Origin of the sequence: Collinsella sp. An2, assembly GCF_002160065.1 — a bacterium.
Lineage (GTDB): Bacteria > Actinomycetota > Coriobacteriia > Coriobacteriales > Coriobacteriaceae > Limicola.
On sequence record NZ_NFJW01000008.1, the window covers coordinates 19,529 to 39,224 of the forward strand.

The 19,696-nt window shown below is 60.7% G+C and carries 13 protein-coding genes; 9 read left to right on the forward strand and 4 right to left on the reverse strand.

What is annotated here, in order from left to right; all coding sequences use genetic code 11:
- Positions 1-349 precede the first annotated feature (349 nt).
- Together B5F33_RS06365 and B5F33_RS06370 are read left to right on the forward strand one after the other, a co-directional pair.
- Positions 350-1,831: a DUF1846 domain-containing protein gene (locus B5F33_RS06365; RefSeq protein ID WP_087410975.1), complete on the forward strand. Its 1,482-nt coding sequence runs from the start codon at positions 350-352 to the stop codon at positions 1,829-1,831.
- A gap of 248 nt (positions 1,832-2,079) precedes the next feature.
- Complete coding sequence (locus B5F33_RS06370) at positions 2,080-2,880, forward strand: class I SAM-dependent methyltransferase (RefSeq protein WP_239284892.1); 801 nt, start codon at positions 2,080-2,082, stop codon at positions 2,878-2,880.
- 161 nt (positions 2,881-3,041) lie between these two features.
- On the opposite strand, the gene B5F33_RS06375 is transcribed toward B5F33_RS06370, so the two are convergent.
- From B5F33_RS06375 to B5F33_RS06385, 3 genes are all read right to left on the reverse strand, one after another.
- A complete protein-coding gene (locus tag B5F33_RS06375) occupies positions 3,042-4,190 on the reverse strand; it encodes an iron-containing alcohol dehydrogenase (RefSeq protein ID WP_087410976.1) in 1,149 nt (382 codons plus the stop codon).
- Between the two features lie 91 nt (positions 4,191-4,281).
- Positions 4,282-6,798 carry a formate C-acetyltransferase/glycerol dehydratase family glycyl radical enzyme gene (locus B5F33_RS06380; protein ID WP_204214431.1) on the reverse strand — a complete coding sequence of 839 codons (2,517 nt, stop codon included), beginning with the start codon at positions 6,796-6,798 and terminating at the stop codon, positions 4,282-4,284.
- Positions 6,799-6,843: 45 nt separating this feature from the next.
- A complete protein-coding gene (locus B5F33_RS06385) occupies positions 6,844-7,794 on the reverse strand; it encodes a glycyl-radical enzyme activating protein (protein WP_087410977.1) in 951 nt (316 codons plus the stop codon).
- Between the two features lie 431 nt (positions 7,795-8,225).
- Here B5F33_RS06385 and B5F33_RS06390 point away from each other — a divergent pair, with 431 nt between their 5' ends.
- The 5 genes from B5F33_RS06390 (at position 8,226) to B5F33_RS06410 (ending at position 14,716) form a co-directional block, all read left to right on the forward strand.
- Complete coding sequence (locus tag B5F33_RS06390; RefSeq protein ID WP_087410978.1) at positions 8,226-9,638, forward strand: SLC13 family permease; 1,413 nt, start codon at positions 8,226-8,228, stop codon at positions 9,636-9,638.
- Between the two features lie 117 nt (positions 9,639-9,755).
- A complete protein-coding gene (locus B5F33_RS06395; protein ID WP_087410979.1) occupies positions 9,756-11,129 on the forward strand; it encodes an aldehyde dehydrogenase family protein in 1,374 nt (457 codons plus the stop codon).
- 95 nt (positions 11,130-11,224) lie between these two features.
- A complete protein-coding gene (locus B5F33_RS06400; protein WP_087410980.1) occupies positions 11,225-12,361 on the forward strand; it encodes an ATP-grasp domain-containing protein in 1,137 nt (378 codons plus the stop codon).
- The gene (gene sucD, locus B5F33_RS06405) at positions 12,362-13,279 is read left to right on the forward strand and encodes a succinate--CoA ligase subunit alpha (protein ID WP_087410981.1); all 918 of its coding nucleotides are present in this window, start codon (positions 12,362-12,364) and stop codon (positions 13,277-13,279) included.
- A gap of 186 nt (positions 13,280-13,465) precedes the next feature.
- Positions 13,466-14,716: a GntP family permease gene (locus B5F33_RS06410; RefSeq protein ID WP_204214433.1), complete on the forward strand. Its 1,251-nt coding sequence runs from the start codon at positions 13,466-13,468 to the stop codon at positions 14,714-14,716.
- A gap of 52 nt (positions 14,717-14,768) precedes the next feature.
- Here the strand turns inward: B5F33_RS06410 and B5F33_RS06415 are convergent, their stop codons facing one another.
- Positions 14,769-15,890, reverse strand: coding sequence for a helix-turn-helix transcriptional regulator (locus tag B5F33_RS06415; protein ID WP_158095324.1), 1,122 nt, complete (start codon positions 15,888-15,890; stop codon positions 14,769-14,771).
- 266 nt (positions 15,891-16,156) lie between these two features.
- On the opposite strand from B5F33_RS06415, the gene B5F33_RS06420 reads away from it, so the two are divergent.
- Both B5F33_RS06420 and xerD read left to right on the forward strand, forming a co-directional pair.
- Complete coding sequence (locus B5F33_RS06420; RefSeq protein ID WP_087410984.1) at positions 16,157-17,818, forward strand: CTP synthase; 1,662 nt, start codon at positions 16,157-16,159, stop codon at positions 17,816-17,818.
- 7 nt (positions 17,819-17,825) lie between these two features.
- Positions 17,826-18,848, forward strand: a complete 1,023-nt coding sequence (gene xerD / locus B5F33_RS06425; protein WP_239284895.1) for a site-specific tyrosine recombinase XerD — start codon at positions 17,826-17,828, stop codon at positions 18,846-18,848.
- Positions 18,849-19,696: the final 848 nt, after the last annotated feature.

Genomic DNA, 19,696 nt, shown 5'->3' on the forward strand with positions numbered 1-19,696 from the left:
TGAACGCGTTCCGAGCCCGGTGAGACCCTACCTTTCTGCCCCCTCCCGTTCCGTGCGCGGGAGGGGGCGAACGCGTTAGAGCAGCTTGACGAGGGTAGGGCGCGAACGCGTTTGAGCAGCTTGGCGAGGGTAGAGTCCGCTGCCGCTCTCCGGCACATGCATGTCGCGGGCCCCTACGGGGATGGGTTCCGGGCGGGAGAGTACCCGGAACCCGCACTTTTTGTAGTGGACGGACGCCTCCTCCTGCGTGGGTCATGAACAAACACCTCCCTTAGGTATAATCGCGGCGGTGGGTTCGTTCGTGTGGGTTACGGACCCCATAAGACCATCCGTCGAGAGGAGATGCGCCGTGCGCCAGGGATTCAGTAACGAGAAGTACATCGAGCTGCAGGCTGCGCGCATCAAGGAGCGTATCGAGCAGTTCGGCGGCAAGCTGTATCTGGAGTTCGGCGGTAAGCTCTTCGACGACTACCACGCGAGCCGCGTCCTTCCCGGCTTCGAGCCCGACAGCAAGTTCCGCATGCTCAAGAGCCTCGCGTCCGACATCGAGGTCATCATCGCCATCAACGCAAACGATATCGAGAAGAACAAGGCGCGCGGCGACCTTGGCATCACCTACGACGAGGACGTGCTGCGCCTTGCGGACATCTACCGCACGAACGGCCTGGCCGTCGCGGCCGTGGTGCTCACCCAGTATTCGGGTCAGCCTGCCGCCGACGTGTTCCGCCGGCGTCTTACCGACCTCGGCATCACCTGCAAACTGCACTATCCCATCGAGGGCTATCCGCACGACATCGACCTCATCGTCTCCGAAGACGGCTACGGCAGAAACGAGTTTGTCGAGACGTCGCGCCCCCTGGTGGTGGTGACCGCCCCGGGCCCCGGCTCGGGCAAGCTCGCCACCTGCCTGTCGCAGCTCTATCACGAACACAAGCGCGGCGTGGCCGCGGGCTACGCGAAGTTCGAGACTTTCCCGGTGTGGAATCTGCCGCTCAAGCATCCGGTGAACATCGCCTACGAGGCCGCGACGGTCGATCTGGATGACTCCAACATCATCGACCCATTTCACCTGGAGGCCTACGGCAAGACCACTGTCAACTACAACCGCGACGTCGAGGCGTTTCCCGTCGTGCGCGCGCTCATGGAAAAGATTGCGGGGGAGAGCCCCTACCAGAGCCCGACGGACATGGGCGTGAACATGGTCGGTTTCGCGATCACCGACGACGAGGCGTGCTGCGACGCGGCGCGTATGGAGATCGTGCGCCGGTATTTCACCTCGGCGGTGAACGTCAAGCGCACGGGCATGGGCCAGGACCACGTGGACAAGCTCAAGCTCATCATGAAGAAGGCGGGCGTCTCGAAGGATTTCTCGCCCGCCCGGTCTGCGGCGCTTCTGAAGGAGGAGACCACGGGAGCGCCGGTCGGGGCCATGGTGCTGCCGGACGGCACGGTGGTGACGGGCAAGACCTCGACGCGCCTGGGTGCGGCGAGCTCGCTGCTTATGAACGCGCTCAAGTCTGTCACGGGTGTGGATATCGAGCTCGAGGTGATTAGCGACGATGCCATCGAGCCCATCAGCCGACTCAAGACCTCGCAGCTGGGCAGCCGCAATCCGCGTCTGCATCCCGACGAGACGCTCATCGCGCTGTCCATCACCTCGGCCACCAGCGAGGTTGCCGAGCGCGTGCTCGAGGGGCTGCCGAAGCTCCGCGGCTGCGACGCCTTCTTCTCGGTGATAATCTCCGCCACGGACGAGGCGCTGCTCAAGAAGCTCGGCATCAACGTGTGCTGCGAGCCCAAGTTCGAGCGCAGTGGGTATTACCACAAATAGGGGATTACGGGGTCGGCTCGTCGCCGGCCCTTGCTGTAGGGGCCCGGGGTGTCAGAGTCGAGGGATTGATTGCGGGCTGAGCTGTCGCGGCGAAACTGAGCGTCGGCGAGCGCCGTTTTCGCCAACGCTCAGTTTCGCCCCAGAATCGTGGCTCATTCTGGAGTATTGTTGAGCGTTGACGATTACCGGGTGCCGGCAGGAAAGCGTCGAGGTCCAAACATTTCAACCAGGCTCGTAAGGAGACAGATATGGATATGGAGCGGCGTGACGGCGAGGACACACAGGAGGTTGGCGAGGAGGGGTCGTACACCGACCTCAACGCGCGGATCGTCGACCAGTGGGTCGAGGACGGTTGGGAGTGGGGAACGCCCATCTCGCACGAGCGCTACCTGGCGGCGCTTTCGGGCGACTGGTCCATGCTGCTCACTCCCACGCGCGAGGTTCCGCACAGCTGGCTGCCCGACGACATGCGCGGCGTGCGCGTGCTGGGGCTCGCATCGGGCGGTGGCCAGCAGATGCCGCAGTTTGCGGCCATGGGCGCCGAGTGCACGGTGCTCGACTATTCCGAGCGGCAGATCGCGTCGGAGCGCATGGTGGCCGAGCGCGAGGGCTACGAGATCCGCTGCGTGCGGGCTGACATGACCCGCCCGCTGCCGTTTGACGACGGGGAGTTCGACCTCATCTTCCATCCGGTCTCAAACTGCTACATCGAGAAGGTCCTGCCGGTGTGGCGCGAGTGCTTCCGCGTGCTGTCGCCGGGTGGCCGCCTGCTTGCGGGGCTCGACAACGGCTTCAACTATGTGGTGGACGACGACGAGGAGCGCATCATCCGCGGACTGCCGTTCAACCCGCTGCGCGACCCCTCGCTCATTCCGGCGGAGTCTCTTCCCGAGTGGGGGATGCAGTTCTCGCATACGCTCGACGAGCAGATTCGCGGCCAGATTCAGGCGGGGTTCCACCTGGTAGACCTCTATGAGGACACGAATGGTGAGGGCCGTCTGCACGAGCTGGGAATCCCTACGTTCTGGGCGACCTACGCGCAGAAGTGATGTCCCGTGCCGTGCGGGGGCTCCGGGTGGGCTGCGGGTGAAAAGAGGCGCCGCGGGCGTTGGCGAACCCCAATCTCTCCGACCTTAACAACGACGGCCGCGCGAGTCCGTTTGAAGGGCCAACGCGGCCGAAGTGATATGGGACGCTTGTGGCGCGGCGTCTACAGCGCCTGCTTGTAGAGTGCTACCAAGTCTTTCTGCGTCGTCATGCGCGGGTTGGCGATGACGTTGACCGTGTTCATGGCGTCTGCAGCCATTTGTTCGAAGTGCTCATCCGTGACACCCACATCGGAGAGATGCTCCGGGATGTTGAGGTCGGCGTTGAGCTTCTTAAGCTCGTCGACAAGCATCTGAGGACGGAACGATGTGACCGGGCCGTGCCCCTCGCGCACGAAGTTGTAGATCTTCTCGTAGCGTCCAGTATCCGCAAGGGCGTTGAACGCAACGACATAGGGCATGAGAATGGCGTTGGCGACGCCGTGAGCCACGCCAAAGTAAGCGCTGACCGGATGGCTCAAAGCGTGGATGTTGCCAAGGCGAGCCCAGGCGAAGGCGATGCCTGCGAGGTTGCTACCCACCATCATGGCGCTGGCGGCCTCGGGGTTTGAGCGGTCTGCGACAAACTTGCGAATGTTGCCGCCGATGAGCTCCATGGCCTTCTCGGCCATGGCGTCGGTGAACGGGGAGGCCTGGCGCGAGACGTAAGCCTCCATAGCGTGAATGAACGCATCGATACCGCAGGAGGCAGCAACGCCTGCCGGGGCGGTCATGATGAGCTCCGGGTCCAAAATGGCGTGAGTGGGAAGGATGTTGTAGCTGATTACCGAGAACTTGCAATTCCGCTTGGTGTCGGTGACCACGGCAGATGCCGTAGCCTCAGATCCAGTGCCCGCTGTTGTGGGGATAGCGAGCAGGGGGAGAATGCGTCCCGGAACCTTATCGGCACCCTCATAGTCGGTGATGCTGCCGCCAAACGTCGCGAGCACGCCGACCGCCTTCGCCACATCCATGGGGCTTCCGCCGCCGAGCGCGACAAGGCTTGTTGCCCCGCTTTCCGCAAAGAGGCGAGCCGCGCTCTCGACCACTTCAACCGTGGGGTTGGGGATTACGTCAAGGAACCGGGTGCACGTGATGCCGGCGTCCTCGATGATGCCGACGACTCTGTCCACAACGCCGATTCCCTCGAGTCCATGGTCGGAAACAAGAAAAACGTGGTCAGAGCCCTCGCCCTTCAAAATATCCGGAATTCGGCTGAGGCTTCCCAGCCCAAATTCGACCGTTTGGGGGATCTTGAAGCTGAACGTGTTCATGAGCAACCTTTCGTACGGTGTGTATCCATGGGCAGTGCCCACCGGGGAGGACGATGGGCACTGCTTGGGGCCTTATAGGCGTGGATAGAACTTAGAAGTGCAGCTCCGTGCGCTGGATGAGGTCCTTCTGCAAAGGCTTGCCGAGCTCGACGAAGTAGGCGGAATAGCCTGCCACGCGAACGAGCATGTCCTTGTAGTCCTCGGGGTGCTTCTGGGCTGCGCGCATCTTGGCGGCACTCATAATGTTGAACTGAACATGCATGGGCTGCCTGCGAATGTAGGCTTCAATGAAGCTGACGAGGTTGTCGCGGCCCTGGGTGCCCGAGACGGCATCTTCGGGGAAGCGCATGTTCATGAGCGTTCCGTTGGAAGCAAGGCTGTGATCGACCTTCGCGAGGGAGTTCACCAGGGCGGTCGGGCCCTCGGTGTCGTGCGAGCCGGCGTCGGTGTGAACAGGGGCCATGTTGTCGGAGATGGGCTCGCCTGCCTTGCGGCCGTCAAGCGTGGCAAAGGTGTTGAGGCCCATGGCCACGTTGGCGTTTACCGAGTAGACACCGGGGTTGAACTGACCACCGCGGCGCGTAGGACGGCCGGCGATGTGGCGGCAGTAGCACTCGAACATCCACTTGAAGAGGTCGTCGGCGTAGTCGTCGTCGTTGCCGTAGTGGTGGACCTTAGAGCTGTTCACGAGCGCGAGAAGCTTCTCGTGGCCCTCCCAGTTGTCCTTCACGCACTGCAAAAGCTCGGCGCCGGTGACCTTCTTCTCGTCGAACATGAGCTGCTTGATGGTGCACAGCGAGTCGGCGCAGGTTCCCATGCCAGCTGCCTGGGGCCCAATGCCGTTGTACTTGGCGCCGCCTTCAACGAGGTCATGGCCGGAGGCCATGCAGTCCTCATAGAAGCCGGAGACGTAGGGGAGCGGCTTGCGGTCGTGGTGGGCGGCGTCGATGATGTTCAGGCTGCTGCAAATCTGGTCGGTCCAGTAAGCAAACTGCTCATCGACGGAAGCCAGAACCTCTTCGAAGGTCTCATAGGTATCAAGGCTGCCGGTGTTGGGTCCAAGCTGCTCGCCAGACTTCAGGCTCTTGCCGCCGTTCAGGACCATCTCCATCATCTTGGGCGTGTTGATGTAGGCGGCGTCATGCCAGCCGTATTCCTTGCCCGGAAGGTCGATTTCAACGCAGCCGACGACGCAGTAGTCGCGCGCCTCTTCGATCGTCATGCCCTTGCGCATCATTCCCTTGATGGCGGGGCCATCGTTGAAGATCTTGGGGTGGCCATAGCCGGCGCGCACGCACTCGACCGTCTTTACAACCAGCTCGTAGGGGGTGTCCTCATGCATGCGGACGGCAACCCACGGGTTCATCATGCGGGTATGGGCGGAAGCCTCGAGCATGAGGAAGGTGAGGTCGTTGGTGGCGTCGTTGCCGTCGCGGTCCACGCCGCCGATGGTGAGGGATTCGCCGCCAAAGCCGCGGCCGTTGCGAACGGCCATGGAGCCAAAGTCCTTGAGCTTGGTCGGGTTGTTCATCTTGACGTACTCGACCTCGATCAGCTCGAGCGCGAACTCCTTGGTGATGGCGCCGCTTTCGATGTCTGCCTTGTAGAAGGGGTAGAGCCACTGGTCCATGCGTCCATAGGAGATGGAGTGGCCGTTGCCCTCGACCTGAATGAGCGCCGTTGCGATCTGGAAGAGCTGAAGGGCCTGCCAGAAGCTCTTGGGCGCGGGGCCGGCGATGGCGTGGCAGTTGGCGGCCATGGCCACAAGCTCCTCGCGACGGGTGTCGTCGGCCTCTTCAGAGGCCTTCTCCTCGCAGAGCTTGGCATAGCGCTCGATATAGGCCTTGGTCGCCTCGTACATGATGATCATGGCCTGATACTCGTCGCGCTTGTCGCCGAACTCAGGGTCGCTGTAGTCGAGCGCGGCCAGGTACTTCTTAGCCTCGTCGATAAGGCCGTCGAAGCCGAGCCTCATGAGACGGGGATAGTCGATGGCGAGGTGGCCGGTGCCCGCGTAGTGGTAGAGGTTGGTCTGGAAGATCTTCTCGCCGACCTCGGAGCCCTTGAGCTGGTCGTGGTCAAGGCGGCAATTGATGATGTCCTCAACCGTCTTGCCCTTCCACCAGGCGCACAGCTCAATAGCCTCCTGGCGCTCCTCCTCGTTGCGGTAATAGAACTGGTCGTGCTCGCGCTCCCAGAAGACCGGCACGTCCTTGGCGAGCTCCTTCTGAGACTCCTTGATGATCCAGTCGACAGAGAACTCGGGGTAGATCGGGGAAGCCTTGGCGGGCGCGGCGATCTCGCCAAGAATCAGGTCCTCGTCGTAGACGAACAGGCTGCAGTTGCGCAGCACGTTGTCAAACGCCCAGGCGCACTGGAGCTTGCGCGGGGCGATCTCGTGCTGCTGGTACGCCTCGGTCACGAGACGAAGACGCTCGACGTCGATGTAGTACTCGCGGTCGAGGAACGTCTGGCGCAGGTGGTTGACACGGGGGAACGGAGACCAATCCTCATGATGGACCTGATAGCCAAGGCTGTAGGTCTTGTCATAAGGCTCGGTTCCGCACGCATCCGTGTGCTGCTGCTTTGCCATGTCAACGGTTTGCATACAAACCCTCCTTTATGGTCCGGCGGGTTTCCCGCCATGGATACCCTATTTCTCGTCGTTGCTTCCCACGCGGCAGCGGATGCCGCGGCTGGCGAAGTACTCTGCAATGTCCTCAACGTGCTTCTGGAACGCTTTGCGCTCGACCTTGATGCCGCGCATGCCGTAGGGCATGCCCAGGGACTGGTATTTCTCAACACCCAGGCGCATAAAGCTCAGCAGCTGGAGTATCTGAATGCGATTGCCCAGCTCGTTTAGGATGAAGTCGGCCGTGGCGGAGATGTTCTTTTCGTCATCGTTGACGCCGGGGATGACAGGGATGCGCACGATGAGATCTGCGCCGGCGTCCACGACGCGCTTTATGTGGTCGAGGATCACCTCGTTGCCCGCGCCGATGTACTCCTTGTGCACCTCGGTGTCCATGGTCTTGATATCGGTAATGAAGATATCGGTCACAGGCAGCACGCGCTCGATGGCGTCCCAGCCCACGTGGAAGGTGGTCTCGCAGCAGGTCTGGACGCCCTCCTTGTGGCAGGCCTCGAACAGCTTTGCCACAAATTCGCTTTGCAGCAGAGGCTCACCGCCCGAGACCGTCACGCCGCCGCCCGATTGCTCGTAATAGTCCTTGTCGGCCATGACGGTCTTCATGCACTCATCCACCGTCATCTCGCGGCCCCACTGCTTGAGGCAGTCCGACGGGCATTCGTCGTAGAGCGGCTTGCAATCGGGGACAAGGCTGTAGTCAATGCGATCGAGCTTGTCCTTTTTGAAGATGAGGCCTTCGGGATGCTCGCAGACATCTATGCAGGCGCCGCATTTGTCGCGACCGATGCACTTGCTGCGGTAAACGCCGTATTGGATGTTGGGATTCCAGCTTTCGGGATTAGAACACCAGCGGCAGTGGAGCGGGCAGCCCTTGAGAAAGAACTCGGTGCGCAGTCCCGGGCCGTCGTGGATGGTGTAGCGCTGGACGTTGAACACGATACCGCTGCACGTCATGGTAGTTTCCCTCCTGCTGCTGTAGCTGGGTCAAACCCGTTCGATAAAAAACAAGGTACGCACGCATTGCTTGGAGGGTAAGTGGCCGAGTTGCCCATTTTTGGAACCGGATGGGCCAATTGGCGCGCCGCGGCGACGTCTGGTACCCGAATTACCCATATTTGGGGACGGGTGGCCCATCTCGGTTTCTGGGGGCGCATGAAGTCGTGGCTCATCCATATACTTTTGCACGCAACGGCTCTTGAAAAACTACAGGTCACCCGAGATATCCGGTCGTTTGCACCGTGTCTGTTCTCGCTGCGTGACATCGTGTGATCGCGATTCGGGCGCAGGCCCGATGGCGATAGCTTGACCTGCGTGTAATGGCGCCCGAGCGCGCGGGGTGAGGCTCATTTGTTCGGTCTGTTCAATGTGAAAGGAGAGGCTGCGGCATGGACTTTACGAAACGAGTCATCTACCTCATTATCGGTCCTGCGCTGTTCGCAGCATGCGCGTTGGGGCTGTCCGACGTGTTTGGCGGACCCGGCGCCCAGGCAGTGGGCACGTTGCTTTGGATGGTGTTCTGGTGGGTTTCCCGCCCCGTTGACCTTACGGTCACGGCGTTGCTCCCCATTCCGGTGAACGCCCTGTTCTCCATCGTCCCCATGGCGAACGTCATCTCTCAGTACTTCTCCGAGAGCATCGTACTTGTTTTCGGATCCTGTCTTCTCACGGTGCCGTGGAAGGCTACCGGCTTTGACCGCCGCGTGGCATACAAGATTCTTGCTATTGTCGGCCCGTCGCTCACCTCGCAGCTCATCGTGTGGTTTATCGCGAGCATGCTGTTCTCGGCGGTTCTTCCCAACATTGCCGTGGTGTCGCTGTTCTGCCCGCTTGCACTCGCCATGTTCCGGGCGGCAGGCTACGAGGGCCTCAAGGACTGCCCCTCGGGTCCGCCCATCTTCTTGGCCATCTGCTGGGGTACGGTGCTCGGCGGCATCATCACCCCGCTCGGTGGCGCAATGAATGTTACGGCGATTTCGCTTCTGCAGGAACAACTTGGCATCGAAGTGATGTATTTCGACTGGATTATTCGCTTCCTGCCCTACACCATTGTGGCTATGCTCGCCTTCTTCGGCATCATGATGTTCATGTTCCGCAACGTCGAGCCGCTCAAGGGTTCCAAGGAGTTCTTCCGCGAGGGCTACGCGGCCATGGGCAAGATGAAGCCCAACGAGGCCATGGTCGGCATCTTCTTCGCCATCGCATTTTTGGGAGCGCTCTGCCGCCCGCTGTTCGCAGGCATTCTTCCCGACCTGGTTCCTGCCTACATCTTTGTCGCCATGGGCATGCTGTCGTTTATCTTCACCTACAAGAAGCAGCCGCTTATGGGCTGGGATGACGCTCAAAAGGGTGTCATGTGGGGCATGATGTACCTCTTCGCCGGCGGTCTTGCCATCGGTACGCTGATCAACGGCTCCGGCGCGACGAATGTGATCGCCACCATTCTTCAGGGCTTCTCGCTTGACGGAGGGCTTACCACCATCATTGTCTTCGTCGTGCTGGCCTGCCTTATCGCCGAGCTCACGAGCTCTACGGTTTCTTCAGCTGTTGCCGTTCCTCTGGTCATCGCGCTTACCACGCAGCTGGGTCTCAACCCCATTCCGTATTGGTGCATCGTTGTTATGGCCTTCGACGCAGAGTTCCTGCTGCCCGTCTCAATCCGCGCCGTGCCGGCTGGTTACGGTTTGGAGGCTGGCCAGATGCTCAAGTATGGCCTGCCCATGATGCTTGCCCGCATGGTCATCGTCATTGTGCTCGGGTATGCGCTCATGCAGTTCTGGCCTGCGTTCTCGGTTCTGTAACGGGTCATCAGATCCTCACATCCAATAGCTCTCGCTTTTCGATGCGCGCGATTGCGCGCATAGGTCTCCACGTTCGCGGATGGCACGTCCATTCGCTTCCAGAAAGGAAACATCGCCATGTCTGACGTTCAGAATGCTTCATCTGTAGAAGAACTCGTCGCTCGCTCTCGGGCAGCCCAAAAAGAGATCGAGTTCATGACTCAGGAGCAGGCCGACGCTGCGGCGCGTGCCATCCTGAAGGTCGTCTACGATAACGCCGAGGAGCTTGGCCCCCAGGCCGCCGTCGAGTCCCGCATGGGCAACAAGACCGACAAGATCGCCAAGTGCCGCAACAAGGCTTCGCTGCTCTGGCAGTTCTTGAAGGACAAGAAGAGCGTCGGTGTCATCTCCCGCGACGACGAGCATCACATGTATGAGGTCGCTAAGCCCATGGGCGTCGTTGCCGCCATCATCCCCTCGACCAACCCGGTCGTGACCCCCATGTGCAACGCCGCCTATGCGCTCAAGACCCGCAACTCCGTCATCTTCTCGCCGCACCCTCGCTGCGTCGAGATCACCAAGAAGTGCGTCCAGCTGTTCCAGGACGAGCTTGAGAAGCTCGGTCTGCCGCGCGACCTTGTGCTCGGTCTTGAGCAGGTGACCCTGGAGAACTCCGCAGCGCTTATGGCGGCTGCCGACATCGTGGTCGCCACCGGTGGCCCCGCCATGGTGAAGGCCGCCTATTCCTCCGGCAAGCCGTCCCTGGGCGTGGGTCAGGGCAACGTCCAGTGCATCATCGACGAGGACGTCGACATGTCCGATGCCGTCGAGAAGGTCATCGTGGGCCGCAGCTTCGATAACGGCCTCATCTGCCTGGGCGAGCAGACCGTGTTCGTCCCGACCTCCACGTACGACGAGTTCGTCGAAGAGGTCGGCAAGCACGGCGCCTGCTACATCGACGATCCCGAGTGCGTTGCTAAGATTCGCGAGGGCCTCTTCCCGGGCAATGGCCCGCTGTCCCGCGAGGTCGTGGGCCTCTCCGCGCACGAGGTGGGCGAGAAGCTGGGCGTCGAGGTTCCCGAGGACACGCGCGTCATCTTCGTGAAGGCCGACGCCGTGGGCTCCGCCGAGCAGCTTTGCCGCGAGAAGCTCTGCCCGGTTTGCGCCGTGTATCCCTACGATAGTTGGGAACAGGGAGTTTCCTACATGGTCGAGAACCTCGAGTTCGAGGGGAAGGGCCACAGCATCTGCGTGCACTCCAACACCCCCGAGCACGTCGAGTATGCCGCCATCCAGTGCTCCGTGTCGCGTTGCGTGGTCAACCAGCCTGCCGGCACCACGGGCGGCGGCAGCCCCACCAACTGGTTTGGTCCCACCACCACCCTCGGCTGCGGTTCTTGGGGCAACAACAGCTTCAGCGGCAACTTCAGCTACACCCACCTCATGAACATCACGCGTGTGGGATACCCGCTGGAGGAGTCCTACATGCCCGACCCCTCCAAGGTCTGGTAAGAGGACGTAGCGATTCCGGGCGCGTGGCGACCGGGTCCAGATTCAATGCGTGCGGGGAGCCGCGGTGTCGGTTCCCCGCATGAAAGGGGATATGAATGGATTATCTAGAGATAGAGGGCAAGCGCCAGCTTGAGCGCTTCGGTATTCCGGTGAATCCCACGCCGCTTGTCGAGGGGGACGAGTTGCCTGCGGGATTGGAGTTCCCCTGCGTTCTTAAGGGCCAGATCATGGCTGGTCATCGCGGCCAGCACGGTGCGGTCAAGGTCGTGAAGAACCAAGAGGAGTTTCTCAAGGCCAAGAAGGAGATCGAGCAGATCGAGATCAACGGCCATGTCATGGAGGGCATTGCCGTCACCGGTTTCTTGCCCATCGCCGAAGAGTATTACCTCGGCATCACGCTTGACGCCAAGAGCCGCGCGCTCGTCATGCTCTTCACGCCCTTCGGCGGCATGGAGATCGAAGACCTCGCTGCCAACGAGCCCGAGAAGCTCATGCGGTTCGATGTGACCCACGGGTTTGACGCCGGCGCGTTCTGCGCGAAGGCATCGGAGCAGTTTGAGCTCACCGAGCAGCGCATCTCGGATGTGGCGGGCTTCGCCGAGAAGCTCACGCACGCCTGTTTCGAGCTTGACGCCACCACCCTCGAGATCAACCCGCTCGTGGTGCTGGAGGACGGCAGCCTCCTTGCCATCGATTGCAAGCTCGTCATCGACGACAATTCGCTCGTGCGCCAGGGCGACTACATCATCTTGCCGCGCCGGGAGCGCAAGCTCTCTCCGCAGGAGCAGGACGCCCGCGACCACGACCTCACCTACGTCGAGCTCGATCCCGAGGGTGACATCGGCACCATGGCCGGCGGTGCGGGTATCGGCATGGCCACGACCGACACCATCCGCCACTATGGCGGACGCGTCAACAACTTCCTCGACCTGGGCGGCGGCGTCACGGCCGAGAAGACCTATCAGGCCATGCGCATCCTGCTTCAAAACGAGAACACCCACTACATTCTCGTGAACGTCTTCGGCGGTATCAACAACTGCGCCGATATGGCAGAAGGTATTGCGCGCGCCTACAAGGAGTTCGGTGACGGCAAAAAGGTTGTCGTCAAATCCCGCGGCTTCAATCAAGAGCAGGGCTGGGCGATCTACGAGGAGCTCGGCTTTGCCCAGACGAAGTTCGGCACCACCGACGAGGCGGTAAAGCAGCTCATGGCTATCAAGGAGGCGATGTAGGTGAGCGTCCTTATCGATGAGACCACGCCCGTCATGATCATTGGCATCACGGGCAAGCAGGGCCGCATCCATACCAAGCGCACCCTTGAAAGCGGCACCAAGCTGTTGTGCGGCGTGGCGCCCGGCAAGGGCGGGCAGGAGGTCGAAGGCGTCCCCGTGTTCGAGACCGTGGCCGAGGCCCGCGAGCAGTTCCCCGAGGTTGAGTCCGCCATGCTGCTCGTTCCGCCCAAGGGTGTGAAGCAGGCCGCTCTCGACGCCTTGGCGGGCGGTATCAAGCTGCTTGTCATCGTCACCGAGTTCGTGCCGGTGCTTGATGCACTTGCCATCGTCACCGATGCTCGCGAGCGCGGCGCCCGCGTGATCGGCCCCAACACCATCGGCATCATCTCGCCCGGCAAGTCCAAGATCGGCATCATGCCCGACTACATTTATGGCAAGGGCCACATCGGCATCATCTCCCGCAGCGGCACGCTCACCCATGAGACGGCTTCGAACCTCACCTTTAAGGGCTACGGCCTCTCCACGTGCATCGGCATCGGAGGCGACCAGGTCATTGGTACCAACCACGCCGAGGCAATCGAGCTTTTTGCCGACGACCCCGACACCGACGCCATTGTGCTGATCGGTGAGATCGGAGGCGCTTCCGAGGAGCTCTGCGCTCAGAAGATCAAAGAGATCGGCCTTACAAAGCCGGTCTTTGCCTACATTGCGGGCATGTACGCTCCCGAGGGCAAGCGCATGGGTCACGCCGGCGCCATCGTCTCCGGCGGCATGGGCACCGTGAAATCCAAGGTCGCCGCACTCAAGGATGCGGGCGTCACCGTTTGCCCCACGCTGGGCATCATCGTTGACGAGATCGCCGCCTTGAACGAACGCACCGGCGGTCGCCTTCTTTCGCTTGAGCCGCAGGTAGACTAGCGACTCATATATTGTGGGCGAGGTGCTGCTGTGTCTCTCTGGCACCTCGCTCCCTCTTTGGCCCATTCTGTCGCCCTTACTGGAAACGGTTGTCCTATGGACCCAGTCATACTTAGTTTATTCGGGATTTTGGTCGCTTTTATCGTTCTCGTCATCGGTGCGATGAAAGGCTTTCCCATCCTTGTCGTGGCACCTGTAGCGGGTGCCATCGTCATTGCTACATCTGGTTTACCGCTGTTCGAGACTCTTGATGGCGCATTCGCGCAGGGGCTCGGCAGCTTCATCATTTCTAACTTCATGCTGTTTTTGCCGGCGTGTATCATGGGCGCGCTTCTGGCCGATTGCGGTGCCGCGCGTGATATTGCCGTCTATTTTGGCAACTTGGCAGAGCGCTTTGGCGGCAAGCACGTTAAGTTCTTGGTGATTATGGGGCTCTCTATCGTGACCGCCCTGCTGTCGCTGGGCGGTGTGAGCGGAGCTGTGGTGGTGTTCACCATTGCGCCTATTTGTCGTCAGATTTTCAAGCGGTTGGACATTCCCTGGCATTTTGTCATACCGATCATTGTGTATGGCGGTTGCATGTGGACGGCAACCTTGCCCGGGTCGCCCTGCATAGAAAACCTCATCCCCATTGAATACTTGGGCACGACCCCCATGGCCGCCCCGGTGTTGGGGTTTATCGCTACGGGCAACTGCATCATTTTTGGAGCGTGCTATATATGGTATGCCGTGCGCAAGTGCGAGCGCCGCGGCGAGGGCTATATGCTCACGGGTGCCGAGATGGAACGGCACGTCGACACCCTGGATGAGGATGTGCTTACGGCAAGCTGCAGCAACTTGCAGCTGCTGAAGGCGCTTACCCCTTCCATCGTGCTGCTTTTTGCTATGAACGTTCTCTCGTTTGAGCCCTATGTGGCGCTTATTCTCGGGTGTGTGGTATGCCTTGTGCTCTACCACAACAAGTTCGAGAACTTCAGCAGCACCCTGCAATCTGGCTGCAAGTCCACCATCGGCTCGCTTATGAACGTGGCGGTGGTTGTGGGGTTCGGCGCGGTAGTGGAGCTCACGCCGGGCTTCAAGTTTTTGGTTGATAACCTAGCCAATCTGCCGGGGCCGCCGCTCTTCCAGCTCTGGTTCTCGTGCAACCTTGTTGCCGGTATCACGGGTTCTGCCGCGGGCGGAGAGGGCATCGCTCTCGGCGCCCTGGGCGACCGCTTTCTTGCCATGGGAGTATCGCCCGAGGTCATCCATCGCATAGTGAACGTCTCGTGCTACGGGCTCGACACCATGCCGTTTAACGGCAACGCCATCAACCGTCTCAACTACTGCCACCTGACGTATCGGAACGCCTATTACCACGAGTTCATCCTGGGCGCTATCTTCCCGGTCATCAACTCGTTTATCATCACCCTGATAGCGTCGATGGGTTTGATGTAGCGTGATGAGCGTTTCACGCCTCGACCGTTCGGGGCACACAGCCCAAGGAGACCTATGCCTTTCGCGCTTTTTTGAGCCAACAGGAGAACTGGGCTCGGTTTTTGACGCCGCACTTCTTATAGATGCTCTGCACGTGTTTTTTGACCGTGTGGAACGAGATGACGAGCTCGTCGGCGATCTCCTGATAGGTGAGGCCTTGGTCGAGCAGCGATGCCACGTGCTGTTCGGAGCGGGTGAATAGCGACAGGGGAGAACTCTTTTCGTGACTCTGTTGCTCGCCCTTGCGCAAGATGGTGACCCAGTAGTATCGGTCTACGATGCCGTTGGAATACGTCCGGTCGTAGACGCGCACCCGAAACGTGAAGTCCTTGATGGTGTGCTCGTGGATCGATCCAGCGGGCTCGTTTTCATGAGCGTCAATAAGAAAAGGTAGCCACGGGCAGGTATCCTCAGGGTTCATGGTGTCGAGCGCTTGAGGGCCCAGCAGCTCATCCAGGCAGTTCTCGGCCATTTCATTGCAGCTCAGCATGTGCGAGAAGTCATCGCAGACAAAGAACGCGCGCTCGCCGCTATCGATGACTTTCGACATGATGTCAGCGATGATATTCGACTGCTCGTACTTCTTGAATGTCCTGTACGCGCTGGCAAGATAGATGTAAAGCTGCTCGAGCCAGTTCATTTCCTCTTGGGTAAAGTCGCCGTGCTCCTTTGTTTTGTAGAGGACGACCTGGATATAGGCAAACATGCCAAAGGCAAGCGTGACGCTGTAATGGCAGCCGAAGTGCTCTTCGATGTATGCCGTATAGGATGACTCGTCGTAATGGTCGCCGCTGATGACGTCGGTCGACTTGTAGAGGCGCGGCGTGGTGTTGAAATAGGTCAGGTGATCGTGTACGGCATCTCGATGCGCCGTATGACGCACCACGTCGAGACCGGCATAGCTGGCATACGGGCTGTCGGCCTTGAGGGTAAGACCGTCCTGCGTGAGGACGGAGAGGAATTGGCCGTGGGTGTTAAAGTAATAGAAGGCGATATTGTCGGGGGAGCTCATCTGGTTTATCGAGTTCAGGAGCTCCTTGTTGAAAAACTCTCGGGCATACAGCTGATGTTCGGTGAGCTTGGAGAGAAACGCAGCCGCATTGGTCGAAGGATGTTGCGTTTGAAGTTCATACATGAATGACCCCTTCATTCTGTGCGGTAACGTTCTCCGTTAGGACACCCTATTGTAATTTACTCCCGTTCTCAAATGTCAATTGCGAACAGGGTGCGCCGGCGGTGGTATGTCAGCCCGCGTCTCACTGCGGCGGCACGCTCGTCCGTGCAAAATGTTGCGAGAAAAAAGAAAGCGTCTGTGACGCCCGTTTGCCGTGCTGCTAAGTGCTACGATAAAGACCCGTAAGGACTAACGGGTTCCAAGCGGGAAAGCGTAGGTACAAACGAATGACCAAGCACATTTTTGTCACCGGTGGCGTCGTTTCGTCGTTGGGCAAGGGCATTACAGCCGCCTCCCTGGGGCGTCTGCTCAAGTCGCGCGGCTATAAGGTGACCATGCAGAAGGCCGATCCGTACCTCAACGTGGACCCCGGCACCATGAGCCCGTTCCAGCACGGCGAGGTCTTCGTGACGGAGGACGGCTACGAGTCCGACCTCGACCTCGGCCACTACGAGCGCTTCATCGACGAGAACCTCACCCGTGACTCCAACTTCACCACGGGCGCCATCTACAAGAGCCTCATCGCACGCGAGCGTCGCGGTGACTTTTTGGGCGGTACCGTGCAGGTGATTCCGCACGTCACGAACGCCATCAAGGACAAGTTCCGCCGCGTTGAGGAGCAGACCGGCTCCGACGTCGTCATCACCGAGCTCGGCGGCACCATCGGCGACATCGAGAGCCAGCCGTTCGTCGAGGCGATTCGCCAGTACAAGAAGGACGCGGGCGCCGAGAACGTCTGCTACATCCACGTGTCGCTCGTGCCGTACATCTCTGCGGCTCACGAGGTCAAGACCAAGCCGACGCAGCATTCCGTGAAGGAGCTGCGCAGCTTTGGCATCCAGCCGGACATCATCGTCCTGCGTTCCGACCACGAGATCGACGACTCCATCCGCGCCAAGATCGCAAGCTTCTGCGACGTGGACGTCGACTGCGTCTTTACGAACGAGGACTGCTCGAGCATCTATGACGTGCCGCGCATGCTCGCCGAGCAGGACTTCGACCTGCGCGTCTGCGAGCGCCTGGGGCTGGACCCGCGCGAGCGCCACATGGACGACTGGTACACCTTCCTGCAGAAGCAGGACCACGCCAACAACCACGAGGACAAGATCAAGGTCGCCGTGGTGGGCAAGTACACCCAGCTGCCCGACGCCTACCTGTCGGTGATCGAGGCGCTGCATCATTCCGGCATCTTCTTCGACCGCCATGTCGAGGTCGAGCTGGTCGATGGCGAGGAGCTGACGTGGGAGACCGCGAAGGAGGTGCTCGGCGGCGCATCGGGCATCGTCGTACCCGGCGGCTTCGGCGTGCGCGGCCTTGAGGGCAAGATCGCCGCGGCTCGCTATGCTCGCGAGAACAAGATTCCGTACCTGGGCCTGTGCCTGGGCATGCAGGTGGCCGTGTGCGAGTTCGCGCGCGACGTCGCCGGCCTCACGGACGCCAACTCCACCGAGTTCGAGCCCGACTGCGAGCATCCGGTCATCGACCTCATGAGCTCTCAGGAGGACGTGACCGAGAAGGGCGGCACCATGCGTCTTGGCGCCTATCCGGCGCGTCTTGCCGAGGGCACGCTGGTGCGTGAGGCTTACGGCGAGGAGCTTGTCTACGAGCGCCATCGTCATCGCTACGAGTTCAACAACGCGTTCCGCGACGAGCTGGAGCGCGCCGGCCTGGTGATCTCGGGCATCTCGCCGGATGAGCGCCTGGTCGAGATGATCGAGCTGCCGCGCGAGGTGCATCCCTGGTTTGTGGCTACGCAGGCGCACCCCGAGTTCAAGAGCCGCCCGACCAAGCCGCAGCCGCTCTTCCGTGAGTTCATGCGCGCGACGATCGCGAACCATGAGGGAATGGATCGCACGGAGATCACGCCCAAGAACGCTTCTGCGAACTAGGGCATTCGTGGCCAGGCCGTTCAACAACGATATGGTGGGCAAGCCCCCGTCTCCGGTGTCTGCCGGGGCGGGGGCTTCCGCTCCCGTGCCGTCGGGTGGGACGGACGGGGGAGCATCGCTTGGCGGCACGCCGCTGGGCGATGCCGTGGGGCTCTATCTGGACCATCTCTCCGTCGAGCGGGGCTTGTCGCCCAACACCGTCGCTGCATATCGGCGTGACCTCACGACGTACTGCGCTTTTCTGGCCGAGCGGGGCATACGCGAGCCCGACCAGGTGACCCGTGCGGACGTCGAGGCGTTTGTTGCCGACCGTCGCGCCGGAGGCTACGCCGATTCCTCTGTTGAGCGTGCGCTCAGCGCGGCGAAGGGCTTTCACCGCTTCATGGTGCGTGAAGGCATTGCGACCACCCATCCCACCTCGACGATTCACCTACCAAAGAAAAGTGACCGGTTGCCAGATTACATCTCGATCGAGGCGGCTCGCGCGCTGCTGGAGCAGCCCTTTCCCGCTACCGCTGCCGGTGCTCGGGATCGCGCGATGCTCGAGGTGCTTTATGGCTGCGGCCTGCGTGTGAGCGAGCTGGTGGGGCTCGACCTTCGCGACATATATCTCGACGATGAATATCTGCGCGTCTTCGGCAAGGGATCGAAAGAGCGCCTCGTGCCCATCATGGGGTCGGCCGCATCGGCGCTGCAGGCGTATCTCGCGGGTCCTCGGGACGAGCTTGCGGCCCATGCGCGTCGCGCCGCAGCGGGGTCGGCGGTGTTTCTCAACAAAAACGGTGGCAGACTTTCTCGACAGACGGTATATGCGGTGTGTGAGCGCTATGGATCGGTCGTCGGTATCGAGGGGTTGCATCCCCATACGCTGCGTCACTCGTTTGCCACGCACATGCTTGCGGGTGGAGCGGACCTTCGCGTCCTTCAGGAGATCTTGGGCCACTCGGACATCTCGACCACGCAGATCTACACGCATGTCGATCGCACACAGCTGCGCGAGGTCTATCTGGCCGCGCACCCGCGAGCGTGATGGGGCATTGCTGAGGTGGCGCATCTTTGACCGCTTTTGACCATTCGAACGTGTTGACAACCGTTCGGACGGACGTGCTTGCGCAGGGGCAGCATTTTCGCTACGTTGATGCCAGATAGTGTGTTTGTGCTGTTCGCCTGCGTGTCGGACAGCTGAGGAAAGGCCGGTGCCGCCATGCTCCGTTCTGTGATTGAATTCCCGTTCTGGGGGGGGGGACGCTCATTCTGAGCATTTGACGGGGGAGCGGGGACGCTGCCGCGCTCACGCAATGTCCGTTCTCGCGTTGGTGCTTGCGGCGCTTTTGGCGTGGTGTGTGGTCCCGGGTGCGCTGGGCGAATCTGTGGCCCAGGCGGCGACGCTTTCCGAGGTGCTAGGTGCTACTGTTCGAATGGGGGCGCCCGCTGACGGCGATACCGTGCAGGCGTTGATTGACGCGCTGCCCACGGCGGAGGCCTTGGCGTCGATGTCCCAGGACGAACAATCGGCGGTTTACGACCAGGTGCAGACGACCTACGAGGCCTACAACGCCCTTACCGACGAGCAGAAAGAGCAGATCACCGGGACGGAGGTTATCAACGACCTCTTTGCCGTGTTCAATGGCATGACGACGCTGGCGGCAGAAGAAACTGGCTTTACCTATACCACGGAGGCAAATCAAACTAAAACGACTACTGATGCCATCCTAAGTCTCATTGGTCAGTCTGAACAAAGCGACAAGTTCACAGTGACACAGGGCAATGGAACAAGTATTACATCAGATCGGGATTTAACGCTTGCTGGTAATATTACAGTAACGGGAGATATATCGACTTCAGGTAGTAAGTTGACCATTTCAAGTGGAAATTTTG